The sequence below is a fragment of the Enterococcus ratti genome (genome assembly GCF_001886195.1).
GTDB classification, from domain to species: domain Bacteria; phylum Bacillota; class Bacilli; order Lactobacillales; family Enterococcaceae; genus Enterococcus_B; species Enterococcus_B ratti.
Genome location: NZ_JXLB01000004.1, coordinates 118,069 through 134,905 on the forward strand (window position 1 = coordinate 118,069; position 16,837 = coordinate 134,905).

The window sequence follows — 16,837 nt, forward strand, 5'->3', positions numbered from 1 at the left end:
ATGTATGGTGGGATAGAAGCTGGGGGAACAAAATTTGTCTGTGCTGTCTCAAATGAAGGAGTTATTATAGAAAAAATAAGCATTCCTACGACTACGCCAGAAGAAACAGTGAAACATGTCTTGGAATTTTTTGATCAATATGAAGTAGATGCTTTGGGAATTGGTTCTTTTGGACCGATCGGAATTAATAAAAATGCAGAGAATTATGGGTATGTGTTAGCGACTCCCAAAAAAGGTTGGACGAATTATAATTTTTTAGGTACGATCAAAAAACACTATGCTGTGCCAATTGCTTGGACGACTGATGTAAATGCAGCGGCTTATGGGGAACTAGTAAAAGGAGCAGCCAAAGGGAAAAAAAGCTGCATTTATTTGACTGTTGGAACCGGGATCGGGGCAGGAGTAGTCATTGAAGATAATATTTTTTCTGGAATCGCTCATCCAGAAATGGGTCATATTTGGGTGAAACGTCATTCAAAAGATGTGTATGAAGGAACATGTCCTTATCACAAAGATTGTTTGGAAGGATTGGCAGCAGGGCCTTCAATCAAAGCACGGACAGGCATTAAAGGACAAAATCTTCCTAAAGACCATCCAGTTTGGGAGATTCAAGCCTTTTACATTGCACAAGCCTTAATCAACTATACATTAACGCTCGCCCCTGAAAAAATTATTTTAGGTGGAGGAGTCATGAACCAAGAACATTTGTTGCAAAAAATCCGTCAACAGTTTGTCAAACAAATGAATGGATATATGGAAACGCCAGCAATTAATGAATATATCGTGCGTTGGGGTCTCCCGAATGAAAGCGGAATTATTGGTAGTTTATTATTGGCAGAAAAGGAATACAAGAAGAAAAATAATAATCAATAGGAGGATGACATTCCTTTGATTCCTTATATTAAATAAAATTTAGTAAGTTAAATTTGTTCACATTGACCGAAGAATCCAGAAAATAGAAGTAGCTATTTTCGGATTTTTCGGTTTGTCTTTAGTTGCTTGAAGGATTTCTTAACGTATGGATTGGGATGGCTAACATCAGGAATTTTTTCTTGAAGACATATCCATTGGTCGTAAGTTTAGCTTCAAAGTTACTTCATCTAATGGTATTTCTTAAAAATCGTCAGTTTCTCATATTTAAGGGCTATTCCACAATGCTGGTAGTGCTTGACCTATGATTTTTTCTTGAGTAAAAGGATGGATCATGTGTAATTCTAACGCATGAAGCATTAAGCGCTTATCTGATTGATTTTGATAAAGTGGATCCCCAACAATAGGATGTCCATGATAACTTAAATGTACCCGAATTTGATGTGTTCGTCCCGTTTCTAACACACAGTAAATTTTAGTCTGGTTATTTAATACTTGATCAACATAAACATGGGTTAAGGCAGATTGACCATGCTTATTATCAACGACCCGTTTTCTTCGATCATGCCGGTCACGCCCAATTTTATCATTGAAAGTCATGTCATGTCTCATGGTTCCCCAAACGAGTGCTTGATATCGACGATAAATTTTTTTTTGTTCCAACATTCTTCCTAAAATAGGTAATACAAAAGGATTTTTAGCAAATAAAATTGCACCGCTAGTCTCTTTATCCAATCGATGAACGACATAGGGACGTTGTTCTTTTTTTAATAGATAAGCAGCAAGATGATTCAGTAATGTGTCTTTTTCAGTAGGGGCGTTGGGATGAGTCTTCATCCCTGTCGGTTTATTTACGATAATTAAATGTTCATCTTCGTACAATGATTGAATAAAAGAAGCCTCACCCAACTGAACTTCTTGGTATTGATAATCTGAGTCTTCAAAATGTAAAGTAATGTGATCCCCAGCGCAAACTTCAAAATGAAATAATGCCGGTTTTTTATTAATCCACACATTTTTTCGTATACGTAAAAAGTGCCGAACCTTTCTAGGAACGAGCCATTCTTGTTCTAATAATTCTCGGATTGTTGTTGTAGGATGAGAGTCGGACAAAGTAATCGTAATTTCCATAAGTTTACTCCTTCTAATCAAAGTTGCAGACTTATTGTACCATTTTTAATACTTATTTAAGAAAAAAATGAAATATTTCTGACAATCTTATGCTACACTATCGTCACTACTCAAAAAAACAGTTCATCTACATCTTAAGCAGGAAGCATTAAAAAATTACCCATGATAAAATAAGACGATTTAATCAAATGAACAGGAGAAGAAAGAATGGATTTTCAAAGCATTTTAAGTAAAATAAAAGCTGCTTTGATCAGCTTTTGGCGTTGGATTCGTCCCTATTTTGGGCAGCTCCATCGATGGCGAAAGCGTATTTGGAAAAAGTATCATATAAATAAATTAATCCTATTGATCGGTTTGATCTGTGTGTTATTGATTAGCATCTATCTATTTATTTTAGCAAAGCAGGCAAATGTGGAGACACTAAAATCAGGTCTCAGTCAGTCCACCGTAATTTATGATAAAAAGAACGAAGAAGCTGGCACACTCTATGCACAAAAAGGAACCTACGTTGAATTAAATGCAATTTCTCCTTATATTCAAGATGCCGTAATTTCCACTGAAGATCGAAATTTTTATCAGCATCACGGCTTTGATATAAAAGGAATTGCTCGTGCAGCTGTTCGTATGATCCTTTCCGGAGGAACTTCTGGCGGTGGAGGAAGTACAATCACTCAGCAGCTAGCTAAGAATGCTTATCTAACGCTCGATCAAACGTTTGATCGAAAAGCAAAAGAGTTATTTCTAGCAATTGAAATTGAAAAGAAATACAGTAAAGCAGAAATTTTAACCATGTATCTGAACAATGCTTATTTTGGTAATGGCGTATGGGGAGTTCAAGATGCTTCAAGAAAGTACTTTGGCGTTGATGCGGCGAACGTGACCCTTTCAGAAGCTGCAACGTTAGCTGGCATGCTTAAAGGTCCCGGCATCTACAATCCGATTGACCATCCACAAAATGCCAATAATCGAAAAAACACAGTGTTAAGTGTCATGAAGGAAAATAAAAAGATAACTAAAGAACAATACCAAGCAGAAAGTACAACAAATATCAGTCAATACCTGAATGACACCTATGATAATTCTGAATCTGGTTATCGCTATCCTTATTATTTTGATGCAGTCATTGATGAAGCCGTCAATAATTATGGATTAAAAGAAGAAGAAATCATGAACAAAGGATACAAAATTTATACCTCCCTTAATCAAAACTATCAAAAACAATTAGAAGCAACGTATCAAAACAATACACTATTTCCAGCTAATGCTTCAGACGGTGCGATCGTTCAATCTGCTTCCGTTGCCTTAGACCCTCAAACAGGAGGAGTTGAGGCATTAGTAGGACGACGTGGCGAACATGTTTTCAGAGGATTTAGTTTTGCTACCCAAATGAGACGTTCGCCGGGGTCAACGATTAAGCCGTTGAGCGTCTACGTTCCTGCATTAGAAGCAGGCTATACACCTGCAAGCGTATTGAAAGACGAGCCTCAATCTTATTATAAAGCACATAACTTTGATGGCACTTATCAAGGCAGTGTTCCAATGTATCAAGCAGTAGCTAATAGTTTAAATTTACCAGCGGTGTGGTTGCTTCATGAAATCGGCTTACAAAAAGGTTACGACAAAGCAGAAGAATTTGGCTTGCCGTTATCAAAATCAGATAAGTATTATGGCTTAGCATTAGGTGGCTTAGAAAAGGGCGTCTCACCACTTATAATGGCTGGAGCTTATAGTGCTTTTGCGAATGCCGGTAAAATGTATTCGCCACATCTCATCACTAAAATTGTCGATTCCACTGGGGCAGTTATTGTTGATAATACAAATAAAAAACCAAAGCAAGTAATTTCAGAAGAAACAGCCAATCAAATGACTTCGATGTTATTAGGAACATTTTCAAATGGAACGGCAATCGCTGCAAATCCTGCGGGTTATACAATCGCAGGAAAAACAGGAACGACTGAAACCAATTTTGACTCTACAAAAGCAAATGATCAATGGATTATTGGCTACACACCCGATGTAGTAATCTCTACGTGGCTGGGGTATGAAGAATCTAATGAACAGCATTATTTAGAAGGAACGAGTGGAAATGTGGTGGGGAAAGTCTTTAAAAATGCAGCAGAAGGTATACTTCCTTATACCGAAAAAAGCAGTTTCTCAGTAGCGGATGCTTATGCGACGGGTGGAAAAGTAATGGCTGTCGATCAAGTAAATAATAATACTCAAACAAACGAAAGCTCTGAACAATGGAAAGAAAATCTACAAAAATATGGTGAACAAGCAAAAGAAGGTTTAAAAAAATTTGGTGAGAAGGTAAAAGAAGGACTAAAAGGCTTAGGTGAAGCAGCTAAAGACTTATGGCGTAGATCTCAAGGACAGTAACCCTATGAAAACGAATAAACAAATGGTACAATAAAGTGAATAATTTATAGAAAAGAGGGTAACCATGTCCAATATTTATGATAGCGCGAATCAAATCGAACGCGAAATTCGTCAATTACAAGAATTTAAAGCATTAGAAGAAGCTTACACAAAAGTAAAAGCAAATGAAGAAGCTTATCGCTTATTCAAGGATTTTCAAAGCATGCAAATAAAGTTGCAAGAAAAACAAATGAGCGGTCAAGAATTTAGTGAAGAAGATGCGGAAAAAGCACAAGAAATGACCATGAAAATTCAATCAGAAGAAGTGATAAATGACTTGATGAAAAAGGAACAACAATTCAGTACGATTATTAATGATTTAAACCGCATTATTATGACACCCGTCAGAGACTTATACAACAAATAAGTCCTTTTATTCGAAAATATAAAGATTGAAATTCCACTAAAAAAGGTTAGAATGAAAAGAAGCTTCAGTCTAAATAATAAGCCGGAATTTACGAAAATTGTTCATCAAATTTTTGTGAATTCCGGCTTATTTTTGAAGAATTTGTTTTAGCTTTTCCGTTATTTTTAAGGAAAAAAGCAAAGAATGAGTTTACTTTTCTCCTACGTGCTTTCTTGAAAATTAATTTTAATGAAGTAAATCTCCTTGTTTAATTAGTAGGAAGGAGTGTGTAGGAATAATTTAGACAATAAAATTAGAACTAACATAAATAGTCAGATTCTTAAACAAAGTAAGGTGGTGCAGTGATGAAAAATAAAAAATTTTCTTGGAAAGATTTTTGGGAAATCGTTGGTTCTTACCTGTTCACGATTATCTTACTCCCTACATTTTATTCTTTAACAACTAGCCAAGTACTTTCTTTTGTCTTTAGTGAGAGCTATTTATCAGATATTTTTCTGTTATTTTGCTTCATTATTCTCCCATTTGCTATTTATAAAGGTACAAAGTACAGAAGATAAGAACTACCTGTCACTCATTTTTCATTTGATAAAAGTATCCTTTGTTGTTCATTAATTCTTCATAGGTGCCGCTTTCCATGATTTTTCCTTTTTCAATTACCACAATTTTATCGGCTTCTTTGATGGTAGAAAGTCGATGTGCGACGATAAAAGTAGTAGGTGCTTCAGTTAAGTAACATAATGCATGTTGAATCTTTTTTTCAGATTGTGTATCCAAAGCGGAAGTGGCTTCATCTAACAAGATGATTTTTGGTTTTCGAATCAGAGCACGAGCAATAGAAATTCGCTGTTTTTGTCCTCCAGATAACTTATCGCCGTTTTCTCCAACCATGGTATCTAAACCGTTAGGAAGTTCTTCAATTAATGAACGAAGTTGTGCGGCTTCAATCACTTTATCTAACTGTTTTTTGGTGACATTTGTCAATCCATAAGTAATATTTTCTCTAATCGTTGCAGAAAAAAGTAAGGTAGTTTGTGGAACAACTGCTAAGAAACGCCGGACGCTACGCATATCCAATTGTGTTAAGGGTTGCTCATCAAGATAGATCGTGCCTGAAGAGGGTTGGATAAAGCCCATTAATAAATTCAATAAGTTGATTTGCCAGAGCCGGAAGGACCAACAAAAGCAATGGTTTCACCGGATTTAACTTCTAAAGTGAATTGATCGATTGTCGGTTTTCTTGCCTGTGCATATTGAAAAGATACGTGATCAAAATAGAAATGCCCATTTATTTTCTTTACTTTCTTTTTTCCATGGTAAGCCTCAACTTCTTCCACACGCATCATTTCACCAATGGAGGCAATGGACTCCATTCCTTTAGAAACTGTTGGAATAAGTGTGATGAATCCTGAAACGGAATTTATAACAGTTGTAAAATAGGTTTGATACATCACAACATCACCGGGTTGAATTTTAGCTTTTAAGGCCAAAATTCCTGTAAATACCAAGCAAACTAATTGAAATAATTGAAAACTTGCCCAACTGACAGAGCCAAAGACGGATTGTAAAATATCTAATTGAAAGCCTTTTTTATAAATCTGTGAAAAATGGGTGTTCAATCGTTTTGTTTCATAGTGTTCCAAAGAATGGGCACGGGCTATTGGTGCTAGCTCAATGGCTTCAAATACTTTGGCCGAAGTCTCTTCCATTTCTTGCCGAAAATCAGAGTTTGTCTGCTTAATTTTTTTACGAAAGAAAATGACGACTATTGCAGCAAAAGGAACTGTTGCTAGAAAAAAGAGAAATACAATTGGACTTTTGTATAAAGTAATTCCTAAAGCTACTAATAAATTGACTAGAATATTCAACGTACTTACAAAAACTTGAGAAGAAAGTGTTTGGATTGCTTCGACGTCACGAATGATTTTTGATTGGATTTTTCCAGATTGCAGTTCTTTTTGATAAGGAATAGATAATTCTTGAATTTTATTAATTAAGGCTCCTCGTACCCCAGCTTCTACTTGACGAATAGATAAACTATGATATTTGACATGAAAATAATTGGTCAAAATGTTTTGCACGATCAAAAAGAACATGAAGAAGGCATTTAAATAAATTGTGTGAAGCTGTTCAACATCTTTTGATGTAGCCGCATTGATTACATTGGCAATTACTAACGGCATTAGCCAAGAAGATAAATGTTTAATGACAAAAAACATACTAGATAAAGCAAATTGTCCATAATTTCCTTGATAAAGCCGCAATAAGACATAAAAAGGGTTTTTTGGATTCTTTTGATAACTCTCTTTTATATGATTTTCCATAAAATCAGTCCTCAGCAAATTTGATAAAGAGATTCTAAATGATTCATTACTTGTGGCACATCTTTTTCTGGTATAGCTTCAAGAGTGGCGTATAAAAACGGCCGATTAACTTTTAAAAAATGTAATAACGGTCGGAAATCTAAACAGCCTTGACCGACAGGAACGATATGTATTGCCTTATTCTTAACAATATAGTCTTTAAGATGTACGGCAGCTAAGTGAGGACCTAACTCTTCTAAAGCATGGTGAACAAGCATTTCTTGTTCACCATGCTTTTTTAGGTTTATGAAGTTTGCACAATCTAAGATAAGTTTTAAGTTTGAGGAAGCGACTTCATGAATCAGTCTTTTTGCCAATTGGTAAGAAGACAAAGGATGATTGATTCCTCCTTCAATGGCTACCGTTATGCCAAATTTTTCTGCTTCTTCAACGATTTGCATGACAGAGTTCTGTGCTATTTGATAGGCTTCTTCCGTGAAATTTTTAGGCGTGTATCCGGTAGTCAGACTGCCAGTTTCTGTAGTAATCATTTTTGCTTGATAAGCCGTGCAAAGTGAAATTTGATGTTTAAAAGTATCTAGAGCTTGTTTGCGCATTTGAATATTTTCACTAAATATATTAACGCAATACCCTAATATAGAAAGCTCAATTTCGTTTTTTTGAAAATAAGTACCAAAATAATTAGCTAATCTTAGTGTTATGCATGGCAAGTCTATTGAAAAAGCTTTTTGTGGTGCAATTTGAATATGAGAAAGTTGCCATCTTTTTAACTTTTGAATGAGAGCTTCTTTAGTGGTGATAGCTAAATCATGTGCGCAAATACCTAGGTTAAGTGGGAAAATTTCAAACACCTTCTTTCAAAAACTGAGCAAGTGACAGATTGCTTTTTTTTATTGCTTGAACAATTAAGTAAGCAATTTTTTCTGCTCCTAATGGACTAAAATGGGTATTATCTTGTAGACCATTTGGATAGTTTTTATGTACTTTTGGTGCTAGATGCAAATAAAAATCTTTCGTTTGTTCTTGGGTAAATGAACGTAAAAGTTGTTGCGACAAAGAAAAAATATCTAATACCGAATAATTATTTTTTCTTGCAAATAACTTCATCGCTTGAGGATAGTCACCTAAACAATCGGGAGCTAATGTACCATCTGACAAATAATTTCGACGAGTAACAGGTGTTAAAAAAATTGGAGAAACATTAGCTGCATCGGCTGTTTGTGCAAAAACAGTTAAGTTTTCGATGTATTCTTTATAGGGACTCGTACCTTTTGGTTCATTGATCTTTTGATCATTATGACCAAATTGGACCAACAAAAAATCTCCCGGCAAAAATTTAGCAGATAAACGAGTTAAACGTCCTTCTTCAAGAAAGGATTTGGTGCTGCGACCATTTCTTGCCTGATTATTGAAAGAAATAGAAGTATTAAAATAACAAGGTAATTTTTCTCCCCAACCAGTTTCTGGGCGTTTGTTTTCAGCTTTTATTGCTGCGGTAGAATCTCCGGCAATATGGATAGTTGGCATTTTTTCACTACTTTCTAATGATATTTTTATAGCTAAACGTATTAAGCATCATGAGAATCCGTTAAAAGCGACCATTAGCAGCTTCTTTTTCTTATTTTTATATAATAGCTGTCATCTACAAACATACAAAAAGCCTTGCAGATGACACTTATAAGAGAAATAATTTAGCTCTTGGAGAGTATTAATAGAAAATTTAGATTAATCATTCAATCCAAAGTAACTTTTTGCATTATAATAACTAATATTTTCAACTAGTTTTCCCAGTAATTCGGCGTCTGCTGGCGCTTCACCGCGTGTCACCATCTCTCCTATAAATTCACATAATACTCGACGAAAATATTCGTGTCGAGTATAAGAAAGAAAACTTCTGGAATCAGTAAGCATACCGACAAAATTGCCTAAAGCACTGCCATCTGCAAACTGCGTCAACTGTTCTCTCATGCCAGCACGAGTATCGTTATACCACCATCCTGAACCTAGTTGTAATTTACCGGGAGTCGTTTTTTGATAACAGCCCATCAAAGCAGTCATAATCGGATAATCATTTGGGTTTAAGGAGTAAAGGATAGTTTTAGGCAACTGATCTGTTTGTTCCACACGATCTAAAATGTTTTGTAAAGGCACAGTTAAAGAAAGGTCATTAATCCCATCATAACCGGCATCTGGTCCTAACTTTTCAAACATTCCTGTATTGCAGTTGCGATAAGCATGGATATGTAACTGCATCGTCCAGTTGTACGCATGATAAAATTGAAATAAACGAATCAATGTTTCGGTACGATAAGCGTCAATCTCTATTTGCGCTAGGGACGTTTTTGTTAAAGCTTTTTGGAAAATAGCTTCCAACTGTTCATCATCTGCGGCTACATAACGAAGTGTATCAAGAGCATGATCAGAGATTCGGCAACCATTTTGATGGAAATAGACGATTCGTTTCCCTAAAGCTGCTATAAATTGTGCATAAGTTGTGATCGGCTGTTCAATTGCTTCTGCTAATATTGTAACCCATTCCTTGAATCCCGTTTTTTCAATATTCAATGCTTTATCTGGTCGAAAAGATGGAAAAACGCACAACTCTTTTTCTGTTTCAGCAAGTAATTGATGATAGTGAAGATCATCAATTGGATCATCAGTAGTACAAATAACTTTTACATGCGCATTTTTTGCTATTTCTCGTCGTCTAAATTCAGGTTTTGCCAAAATTTGATTTGCCTGCTCCCAAATTTCTTGGGCATTTTCTTCATTTACAAGCAAGTCAATATTGAAAAAACGTTTTAATTCAAGGTGCGTCCAAGTATAAAGAGGATTTCCAATAATTTTTGGAACCGTTTGGCATCACGCAAAAAATTTTTCAAAATCAGAAGCCTGACCGGTAATCTTGTCTTCCGATACACCGCAAGCTCGCATGAGGCGCCATTTGTAATGATCCCCACTCAACCAAGCCTCTGTAAGATTTTTGAAGTTTTTATTTTCATAAATTTCCTTTGGCGATAGGTGACAATGGTAGTCAATGATGGGCATTTTTTTTGCGTAGGAATGATATAACTTTTTTGCCCATTCCTCTTTTAATAAAAAATCTTCTGCTAAAAACATGATTTAGCCTTCTTTCTTTTTTAATTTTAGTAAATTACAACGTCACACCATTTTTAAAAATGGCGATTTCTCTTACTTCGTTTTGTTCATTTTTCGTTTCTTCTCCGCTTGCGACGGCAATAATTTTTTCAATAAACTGTTCTAATAATTTCTCCATTGGTTGATTTAGTAATTCTCCAGCATTAAAATCCATCCAATGACCTTTGCGATCAAATAAAGTAGTATTTGTGGACACTTTTAAAGTGGGAACATAAGAACCAAAAGGTGTACCACGACCAGTCGTAAACAAAACTAACTGACAATCAGAAGAAGCTAGCGCTGAAGCTGCAACGAGGTCATTACCGGGCGCTTGTAATAAACTGAGTCCATTTTTTCTAATTTTTTCACCATATTGAAGAACGTCTACGATAACCGAACGTCCAGATTTTTGAATACAACCTAGTGACTTATCTTCTAAAGTAGTGATTCCTCCCGCTTTATTGCCGGGCGAAGGATTTTCGTAAACTGGCTCGCCGTAAGAAAGAAAATACTGTTTGAAGTCATTGATCAAATGAACGATTGCTTCAAAGACCGCTTTATTTTCCGCTCGAGCCATCAATACTTGCTCTGCACCAAACATTTCAGGTACTTCTGTTAAGACCGTACTGCCGCCTTGTGCAATCAGATAGTCAGAAAATGCCCCTAAAAGAGGATTAGCAGTAATGCCAGATAAGCCATCAGATCCTCCACATTTTAAGCCAACGTTTAGTTTTTCTAAAGAAACCGTGGAGCGCCGATCATAAGCAGCAGTCTCCATTAACTCTTCTAATAAAATAACACCCTGCTCAACTTCATCGATCACCTCTTGTGCCACCTAAAAATTTCACTCGTTCTTCTTCATAATGTCCTAGTACTTTTTTAAATTCAGAAACAGTATTGTTTTCGCACCCTAATCCAAACACTAAAACCCCACCTGCATTGGGATGATGAACGGCATCAGCTAAGACAGTTCTTGTTTGTTGATGATCTTTTCCTAGTTGGGAACAGCCGTAAGGATGTTTTAAAATGGTTACATGATCGAAATTGCCTAAATCGGGATGCTTTGCTTTAAATTTTTTTACAATCAATTCAGCCACACCGTTAACACAACCCACTGTAGGTACAATCAATAGATCATTTCGAATACCTACTTTGCCGTTTTTGCGAATGTATCCTTGAAAAGTACGGTTTTCTAATGGATAGTCAACAGGATGAACATCTGGTTGATAATGATAAGCTAATTCACCTGAAAGGTTAGTTTTCATATTATGTGTATGAAGCCATTCTCCCGCTTGGATATCTTGTGTTACATGTCCAATAGGATACCCATATTTAATGACGTTTGTGTCTTTTTTTAAATCAAACACTGCTATTTTATGACCTTGAGGAACGTTCACTAAAGTAGTCACCGTTTGTTGATCAACCATCAATGTTGTATTTTTAGGAATAGGAGCTAAGGCAACCACTACGCTATCTTTTTGATGTAATTTCATTATGGGAAAAGAAACAGCTTGGGATTTAAGCATTCGTCATCGTTCCTTTCATTTCACTGATTACTTGTCGGACATCAGTAGCTTCGATTCTTTTAATCAATCTTTCGACTGTAGTCGTCAAGTTATTTAACTGTGATAGATCTACTCCCCAGAGTGTTTCGTCTTGTAATAGTTGAGTTACTGCTGTTACCGGATTTTCCCATGCCACTTTAAAACGTGCAATAACTGCTGGATCATCATGGATGGGGAACGGGCCATTTCGATACATCACTAGCAAAGCCGCTAACGAAAGACTCATTAATGACGGTATTTGTTTTTTTTCATTTATGTATTTTTGTAATATTGGCAAAAGTCGCGTACTGAATTTAGAAATGCTATTTAATGAAATTGCTTCTAATTTGTGATTAGCAAAGGGATTTAAAAAACGCTCCTTAACTTGTTCGGCATAGTCAATCAATTCGTTTTTTGGTAAGGCAAGCATAGGAATCAGTTCCGTTGAAACTAATTGATCAATAAAGGATGAAAAGAGTGGATCCTTCATTACTTCTTCTACTGTTTCTAGCCCAGCTAATCTAGCGATAGGAACCATAGCAGTATGCGGACCATTCAATAGATGAACTTTTCGCTGGCGATAAGGCGTCATATCTTCGGTGAAGACTACATTTAATCCAGCTTTAGTCAAAGGTAACTTTTCCTTTACAGCTTCAGGACCTTCGATTACCCACAACATGAAAGGTTCTGCTTTAACCATTAACTGATCTTCATATCCATGCCGCTTATTAAACGCTAAAGCAGTTTCTCGTGGATAACCCGGTACAATTCGATCAACTAAACTACAGCAAAAGATATTTTCTTGGTGGATCCAGTGAATAAAATCGGTTCCTAACTGCCAATGGCGTGCATAGTTTAGGATAATTTCTTTTAATTTTTCGCCATTGCGATCAATCAATTCACAGGGGATGATGGTCAATCCTGATTTCTTTAATGTAAATCTTTTATATAAAAAAGCAGTTAACTTTCCGGGGAAACTTTCAGGAGGCGCGTCTTGCAATTGATCACTTTCAACATATTGGATTCCTGCTTCCGTTGTATTAGAAAAAATAAATTCTAATGTATCGCATTCAGCTAATGCTAAAAACTTCTTCCACTGTTGATAAGGATTGATTACTCGATCAATGATAGTGATAATTTCAGAAGAATCAATAATATTTCCGTCAAATAATCCCTGTAAAATAACAGTGTACAAGTGATCTTGTTGTGCAAGCATCTCACCTAGTCCATGAGGTAAAGGCTGTACGATTGTGACATTTCCTTGATAAAGTCCTTGCTTGTTTAGCTGCTGGATTTGCCAATCTACGAATCCGCGCATGAAATTTCCTTCACCAAATTGCAAGATTTTAGTAGGTGCGTTATTCTTTTTGATCAAATTTTTTGTTAATTTTTCCATATTTACTATCCTTTCTGTGTTATGCACACGTTAACATTTTTGGATAAAAAGTAGAAGGCTCTACTTTTTATTTTTAGCGACGTATAAATTTTTCCGTACATTTCCCACTGACTCACGAATCATAAGTGTAGTTGCCAGTTGGATGTGAAGTGTTTCAATTGGTTCATGATTGATTAATTTTTGTAGCAAAATGGTCCCTTGTTTACACATTTCTTTTAGTGGTTTGTGAACAGTAGTAAGTGGCGGTGTTAAATAAGAAACTACTGGAGAATCATCGAACCCAATTAAAGAGAGGGATCGAGGCACCTGTAAATTTGCGGCGTTAATCGCACGAAGCGCACCGATAGCGGTATCATCATTCCCACAAAAAACCAAAGTTGGTCGTTTTGAAAGTGCAAGTAAGTGATTCATATTTTTCCAACCGCTTTTTAAACTATAATCACCCGTTAAAAAATACGATTCATGAATTGGAAGATTTGCTTTTTTTAAACTAGTTAACACGCCTTTTTTGCGTTCATTCGTTGAATGAAAGTTTTCTGATCCACCGATATATGCGATTCTTTGATGTCCTAAGCCAATAGCATAATCAATTGCTTGGGAAACACCTGAGGAATCATTAGCGACTACATTAGGAATTTTTGGATCTTTCAAATGCCGATTTACTACGATAAAAGGAAATTTTTTGTTTTTTAAATACTCGATCAATGGCTGATCTTCGTCGCTTTGACTCATGATAATTACACCATCGTATCGTTGAAGATTGATTTCAGAAATAGTCAATGTATCAATGCTGTCTACTGATAGACTGAAATTCTTATCTAAAGCTTGACGGACTCCTGAAATCGCTTCTGCTAAAAAACTCGAACTTGTGCCTTGTTGAAGATTGGAAAAAAATAAGCCGATCAAATATTTTTTTTGTGTGACAAGCCCTTTAGCACTGAAATTGGGTACGTAGTTCAGTTCCTCGGCAATTGCCCGAATTTTTTCCTTGGTTTCTTGTTTTATTAAATTGCTGTCATTTAATGCACGCGAAACAGTTGTATGAGAAACACCTGTCGCTTTTGCAATATCCTTAATAGTTACCATCTAATCATTACCTTTATTTTCAACTTTTGTTAACGCATTCATCATAGTATGTTTATAATGATAAGTCAATAGAATATTGATACAACAACTTTGCACACGTTAAAATTTATTTGGATTTTCCATTTAGATTATGCTATTCTTAGAGATAGAAGATGCGCATATGATTAGTTGATTATCACTTTTACATGAAAATGTAAGCCTTTTATTTCTTAGAAAAAGAGGGAGAGAATGAAGAAAAGTACATTGTTTTATAAAATTTTTTTACCGATATTTTTATTAGGCACGGTGTTGGTGTTAGGGTTTAGTCTATTCATTTACAAAACAACCTGTCAAGCAATCGAATCAAATTACTTATTTGACAAAGAAAGTTTGCTTAAACAAGTAAAAAATAATATTGAATGGAAAATACGCACCATCGAATATTCTTTTTCAACCTATGGCTCAACAAAAAATTTTTCGGATATTTTTACAAAGACGCTTACTTATACAGAGTATTCAATTTACTCTGAAGTACGAAAAGAATTGAATTTTATCGAAACAATTGTCATGGATGATAATACATATGACCTAATTAGTCTAAAAGGTAAGTGGGGAGTAATTAATGGATCGTTGTGTCAGCTTTCTGATGATGAAGTTCATCATTATCGGCACAAATACATAGATAATAAAAATAATTTATTTTGGCAAAAGCAATCTGACGGGATTGAGATGGTAATTGCTCTTCCTGTGTTTGCTCGTGAGAAGTATGCGTTAGGAATTGTTTCAATTGACAATTACACCTTAAATAAAGTGATTGAACAAAGCGGCGAAGATATTTTAAAAATTCAAAATGATGAAGGCGTGTTATTTAGCAAAGTTCATAAAGAAAAACAGTTACTTGATCTTTCACTGACGGATTCTCTCGAATATAATAAAACAAAAGTGATTCGGCAAGAGGGAAAAAATTATGTCTTACTAAAATCGGACTATAATAATTGGATCTATAGTTTAGAAGTAGATAAAAAATCGGTTTCAATGACCATCCAAAATTTAAGAATAGGCTTATTAACTGTTTCCATGACTCTTGTCGGTTTAGTTTATTTTTTATCTTATTCTTTTTCTGAACGATTTACTCGACCTATTTCACAAATTCAAGAGCGATTGAATCTGAAAACTCAAGGATTCAGTCGAAAAGAACTAGATGATGTAGCACATTCTGTGAGCCGGATCGTCGGTGAAAATGAGTCGCTAAGTGCCAATCTAATTACACAAAAACCGCAGCTTGAAACCTTGTTTGTTCTTAGTCTGTTTCGAAATCGAGTAGAAAAAAGAGAGCTAAACCAAAGGCTTCAACAATTTGGTTATTGTTCGCAAGATGAATGCTATTATACAGCATTAGTCCAAATAGACCTTTTGGAAGACAGTCATGGCGGTGAGCGAGATTTATTATTATTAGCTATCAATAATATGATTGCAGAAATTGTTCCTCAAGAAAATCGAATGATTCCTATCGTATTAAATGAAGAAATGCAAGCAACGATTTATCGCATGAAAAAAAATCAAGTAGAATCCAGAAAAAAAGTTATGAAGTATTGTCGCCAAATTCAAAAATCAATTAAAGAATATTTAAATTTAACGGTGAGTATTGGGGTTAGCGAACGATTTGAAACGTTAAATGAAAGTAAACAATCGGTTGATCGTGCGAAAGAAGCACTATACTATCGAGTAAACACAGGACCTAATTCTATCATTTTTTATCAAGAAATTCTCTCGGCTGAACATGAAAAAACATTGATTCGCTATCCGATTGAAAAACAAAATTGTTTGTTTGAAGCGATCCGATCAGGGAAACAAGAAATAGCAGAATCTTTACATATTTTGATCGAAGAAATGTTTCATCAAAACAAAAGTTCATTAAGCCGAGAGGTTGTTTCTATCCGATTGATTAATGAATTAGTTCAGTTGGGACAGTTATTAGGGGTAGAGATCACCGATTTTGAAGATTTAAAGCAACTTTATATCAAAGTTTTAAATACATATCATCCTAAAGAATTGGAAAAGCTAGTTTTAAATCAATTAGTCCTACCGATCACACGAGGATCACAAGAAATTACTGAGCAAGAATTTAAATCACTTTCTGAGAATATCATGCATATCATTTATAATGAATATGATAGAGATTTGTCTTTAGACGTCATTGCCGATCGCTTGCACTATAATCCTAATTACTTAAGTAGTGTATTTAAAAAAGAAACAGGAGAAAATTTCGGTGATTTTGTTCAAAATCATCGTTTGGAAGTAGCAAAACAATGGTTGCGAGAAACTGATTTTTCGGTTAAAGAAATTGCCGAACGACTAAGATATCGAAACCCACAAAATTTTATACGTTTTTTTAAAAAGAAAGAAAAGATTACACCGGGAGAATACCGGAAAAAGTGTATTTAAAAAGGATACAAACAAGCTACACTATTTCAAAAATAAAAGAAAGGGCTGGAACAGAAGTGTTTAACTCCAAGGGAGTTGCTTGTGCTCCAGCCATTTATCAGTGTTTAGAGCGTGAAATAAAGGTATTTTTTACTTTTGTCTC

9 protein-coding genes and 3 pseudogenes are annotated in these 16,837 nt (G+C 35.2%); 4 read left to right on the plus strand and 8 right to left on the minus strand.

From position 1 onward, the window contains the following. Entirely contained in the window at positions 1 to 873 is an 873-nt protein-coding gene (locus tag RV14_RS02985) for an ROK family protein (RefSeq protein ID WP_071854831.1), read from the plus strand. Between the two features lie 264 nt (positions 874 to 1,137). Here the strand turns inward: RV14_RS02985 and RV14_RS02990 are convergent, their stop codons facing one another. Beyond that, on the minus strand, positions 1,138 to 2,001 hold the full coding sequence (locus RV14_RS02990) for an RluA family pseudouridine synthase (RefSeq protein ID WP_071854832.1): 864 nt from the start codon (positions 1,999 to 2,001) through the stop codon (positions 1,138 to 1,140). A 207-nt stretch (positions 2,002 to 2,208) separates the two neighbouring features. On the opposite strand from RV14_RS02990, the gene RV14_RS02995 reads away from it, so the two are divergent. Beyond that, the gene (locus RV14_RS02995; RefSeq protein ID WP_071854833.1) at positions 2,209 to 4,380 is read left to right on the plus strand and encodes a PBP1A family penicillin-binding protein; all 2,172 of its coding nucleotides are present in this window, start codon (positions 2,209 to 2,211) and stop codon (positions 4,378 to 4,380) included. Between the two features lie 64 nt (positions 4,381 to 4,444). After that, positions 4,445 to 4,786 carry a YlbF/YmcA family competence regulator gene (locus tag RV14_RS03000; protein ID WP_071854834.1) on the plus strand — a complete coding sequence of 114 codons (342 nt, stop codon included), beginning with the start codon at positions 4,445 to 4,447 and terminating at the stop codon, positions 4,784 to 4,786. A gap of 567 nt (positions 4,787 to 5,353) precedes the next feature. Here RV14_RS03000 and RV14_RS03010 read toward each other — a convergent pair. The 7 genes and pseudogenes from RV14_RS03010 to RV14_RS03040 all read right to left on the minus strand — a co-directional run bounded on the left by RV14_RS03010 (position 5,354) and on the right by RV14_RS03040 (position 14,271). Next, positions 5,354 to 7,107: pseudogene (locus RV14_RS03010) on the minus strand (ABC transporter ATP-binding protein). A gap of 11 nt (positions 7,108 to 7,118) precedes the next feature. Then, positions 7,119 to 7,949 carry a sugar phosphate isomerase/epimerase family protein gene (locus tag RV14_RS03015; RefSeq protein WP_071854854.1) on the minus strand — a complete coding sequence of 277 codons (831 nt, stop codon included), beginning with the start codon at positions 7,947 to 7,949 and terminating at the stop codon, positions 7,119 to 7,121. A gap of 1 nt (position 7,950) precedes the next feature. After that, complete coding sequence (locus RV14_RS03020; RefSeq protein ID WP_071854836.1) at positions 7,951 to 8,634, minus strand: rhamnogalacturonan acetylesterase; 684 nt, start codon at positions 8,632 to 8,634, stop codon at positions 7,951 to 7,953. 198 nt (positions 8,635 to 8,832) lie between these two features. Beyond that, positions 8,833 to 10,227 (minus strand): annotated as a pseudogene (gene uxaC / locus RV14_RS03025) (glucuronate isomerase). 34 nt (positions 10,228 to 10,261) lie between these two features. Next, positions 10,262 to 11,771 (minus strand): annotated as a pseudogene (locus tag RV14_RS03030) (UxaA family hydrolase). Continuing rightward, positions 11,764 to 13,185 (minus strand): tagaturonate reductase, encoded by a 1,422-nt coding sequence (locus tag RV14_RS03035; protein ID WP_071854837.1) that lies wholly within the window; start codon positions 13,183 to 13,185, stop codon positions 11,764 to 11,766. The pseudogene RV14_RS03030 and the gene RV14_RS03035 overlap by 8 nt, the downstream one beginning before the upstream one ends. A 60-nt stretch (positions 13,186 to 13,245) precedes the next feature. Continuing rightward, positions 13,246 to 14,271, minus strand: coding sequence for a LacI family DNA-binding transcriptional regulator (locus RV14_RS03040; RefSeq protein WP_071854838.1), 1,026 nt, complete (start codon positions 14,269 to 14,271; stop codon positions 13,246 to 13,248). A 228-nt stretch (positions 14,272 to 14,499) separates the two neighbouring features. Between RV14_RS03040 and RV14_RS03045 the strand changes: the two genes are divergently transcribed. Continuing rightward, entirely contained in the window at positions 14,500 to 16,695 is a 2,196-nt protein-coding gene (locus RV14_RS03045) for a helix-turn-helix domain-containing protein (RefSeq protein ID WP_071854839.1), read from the plus strand. The last annotated feature ends 142 nt before the right edge of the window (positions 16,696 to 16,837 follow it).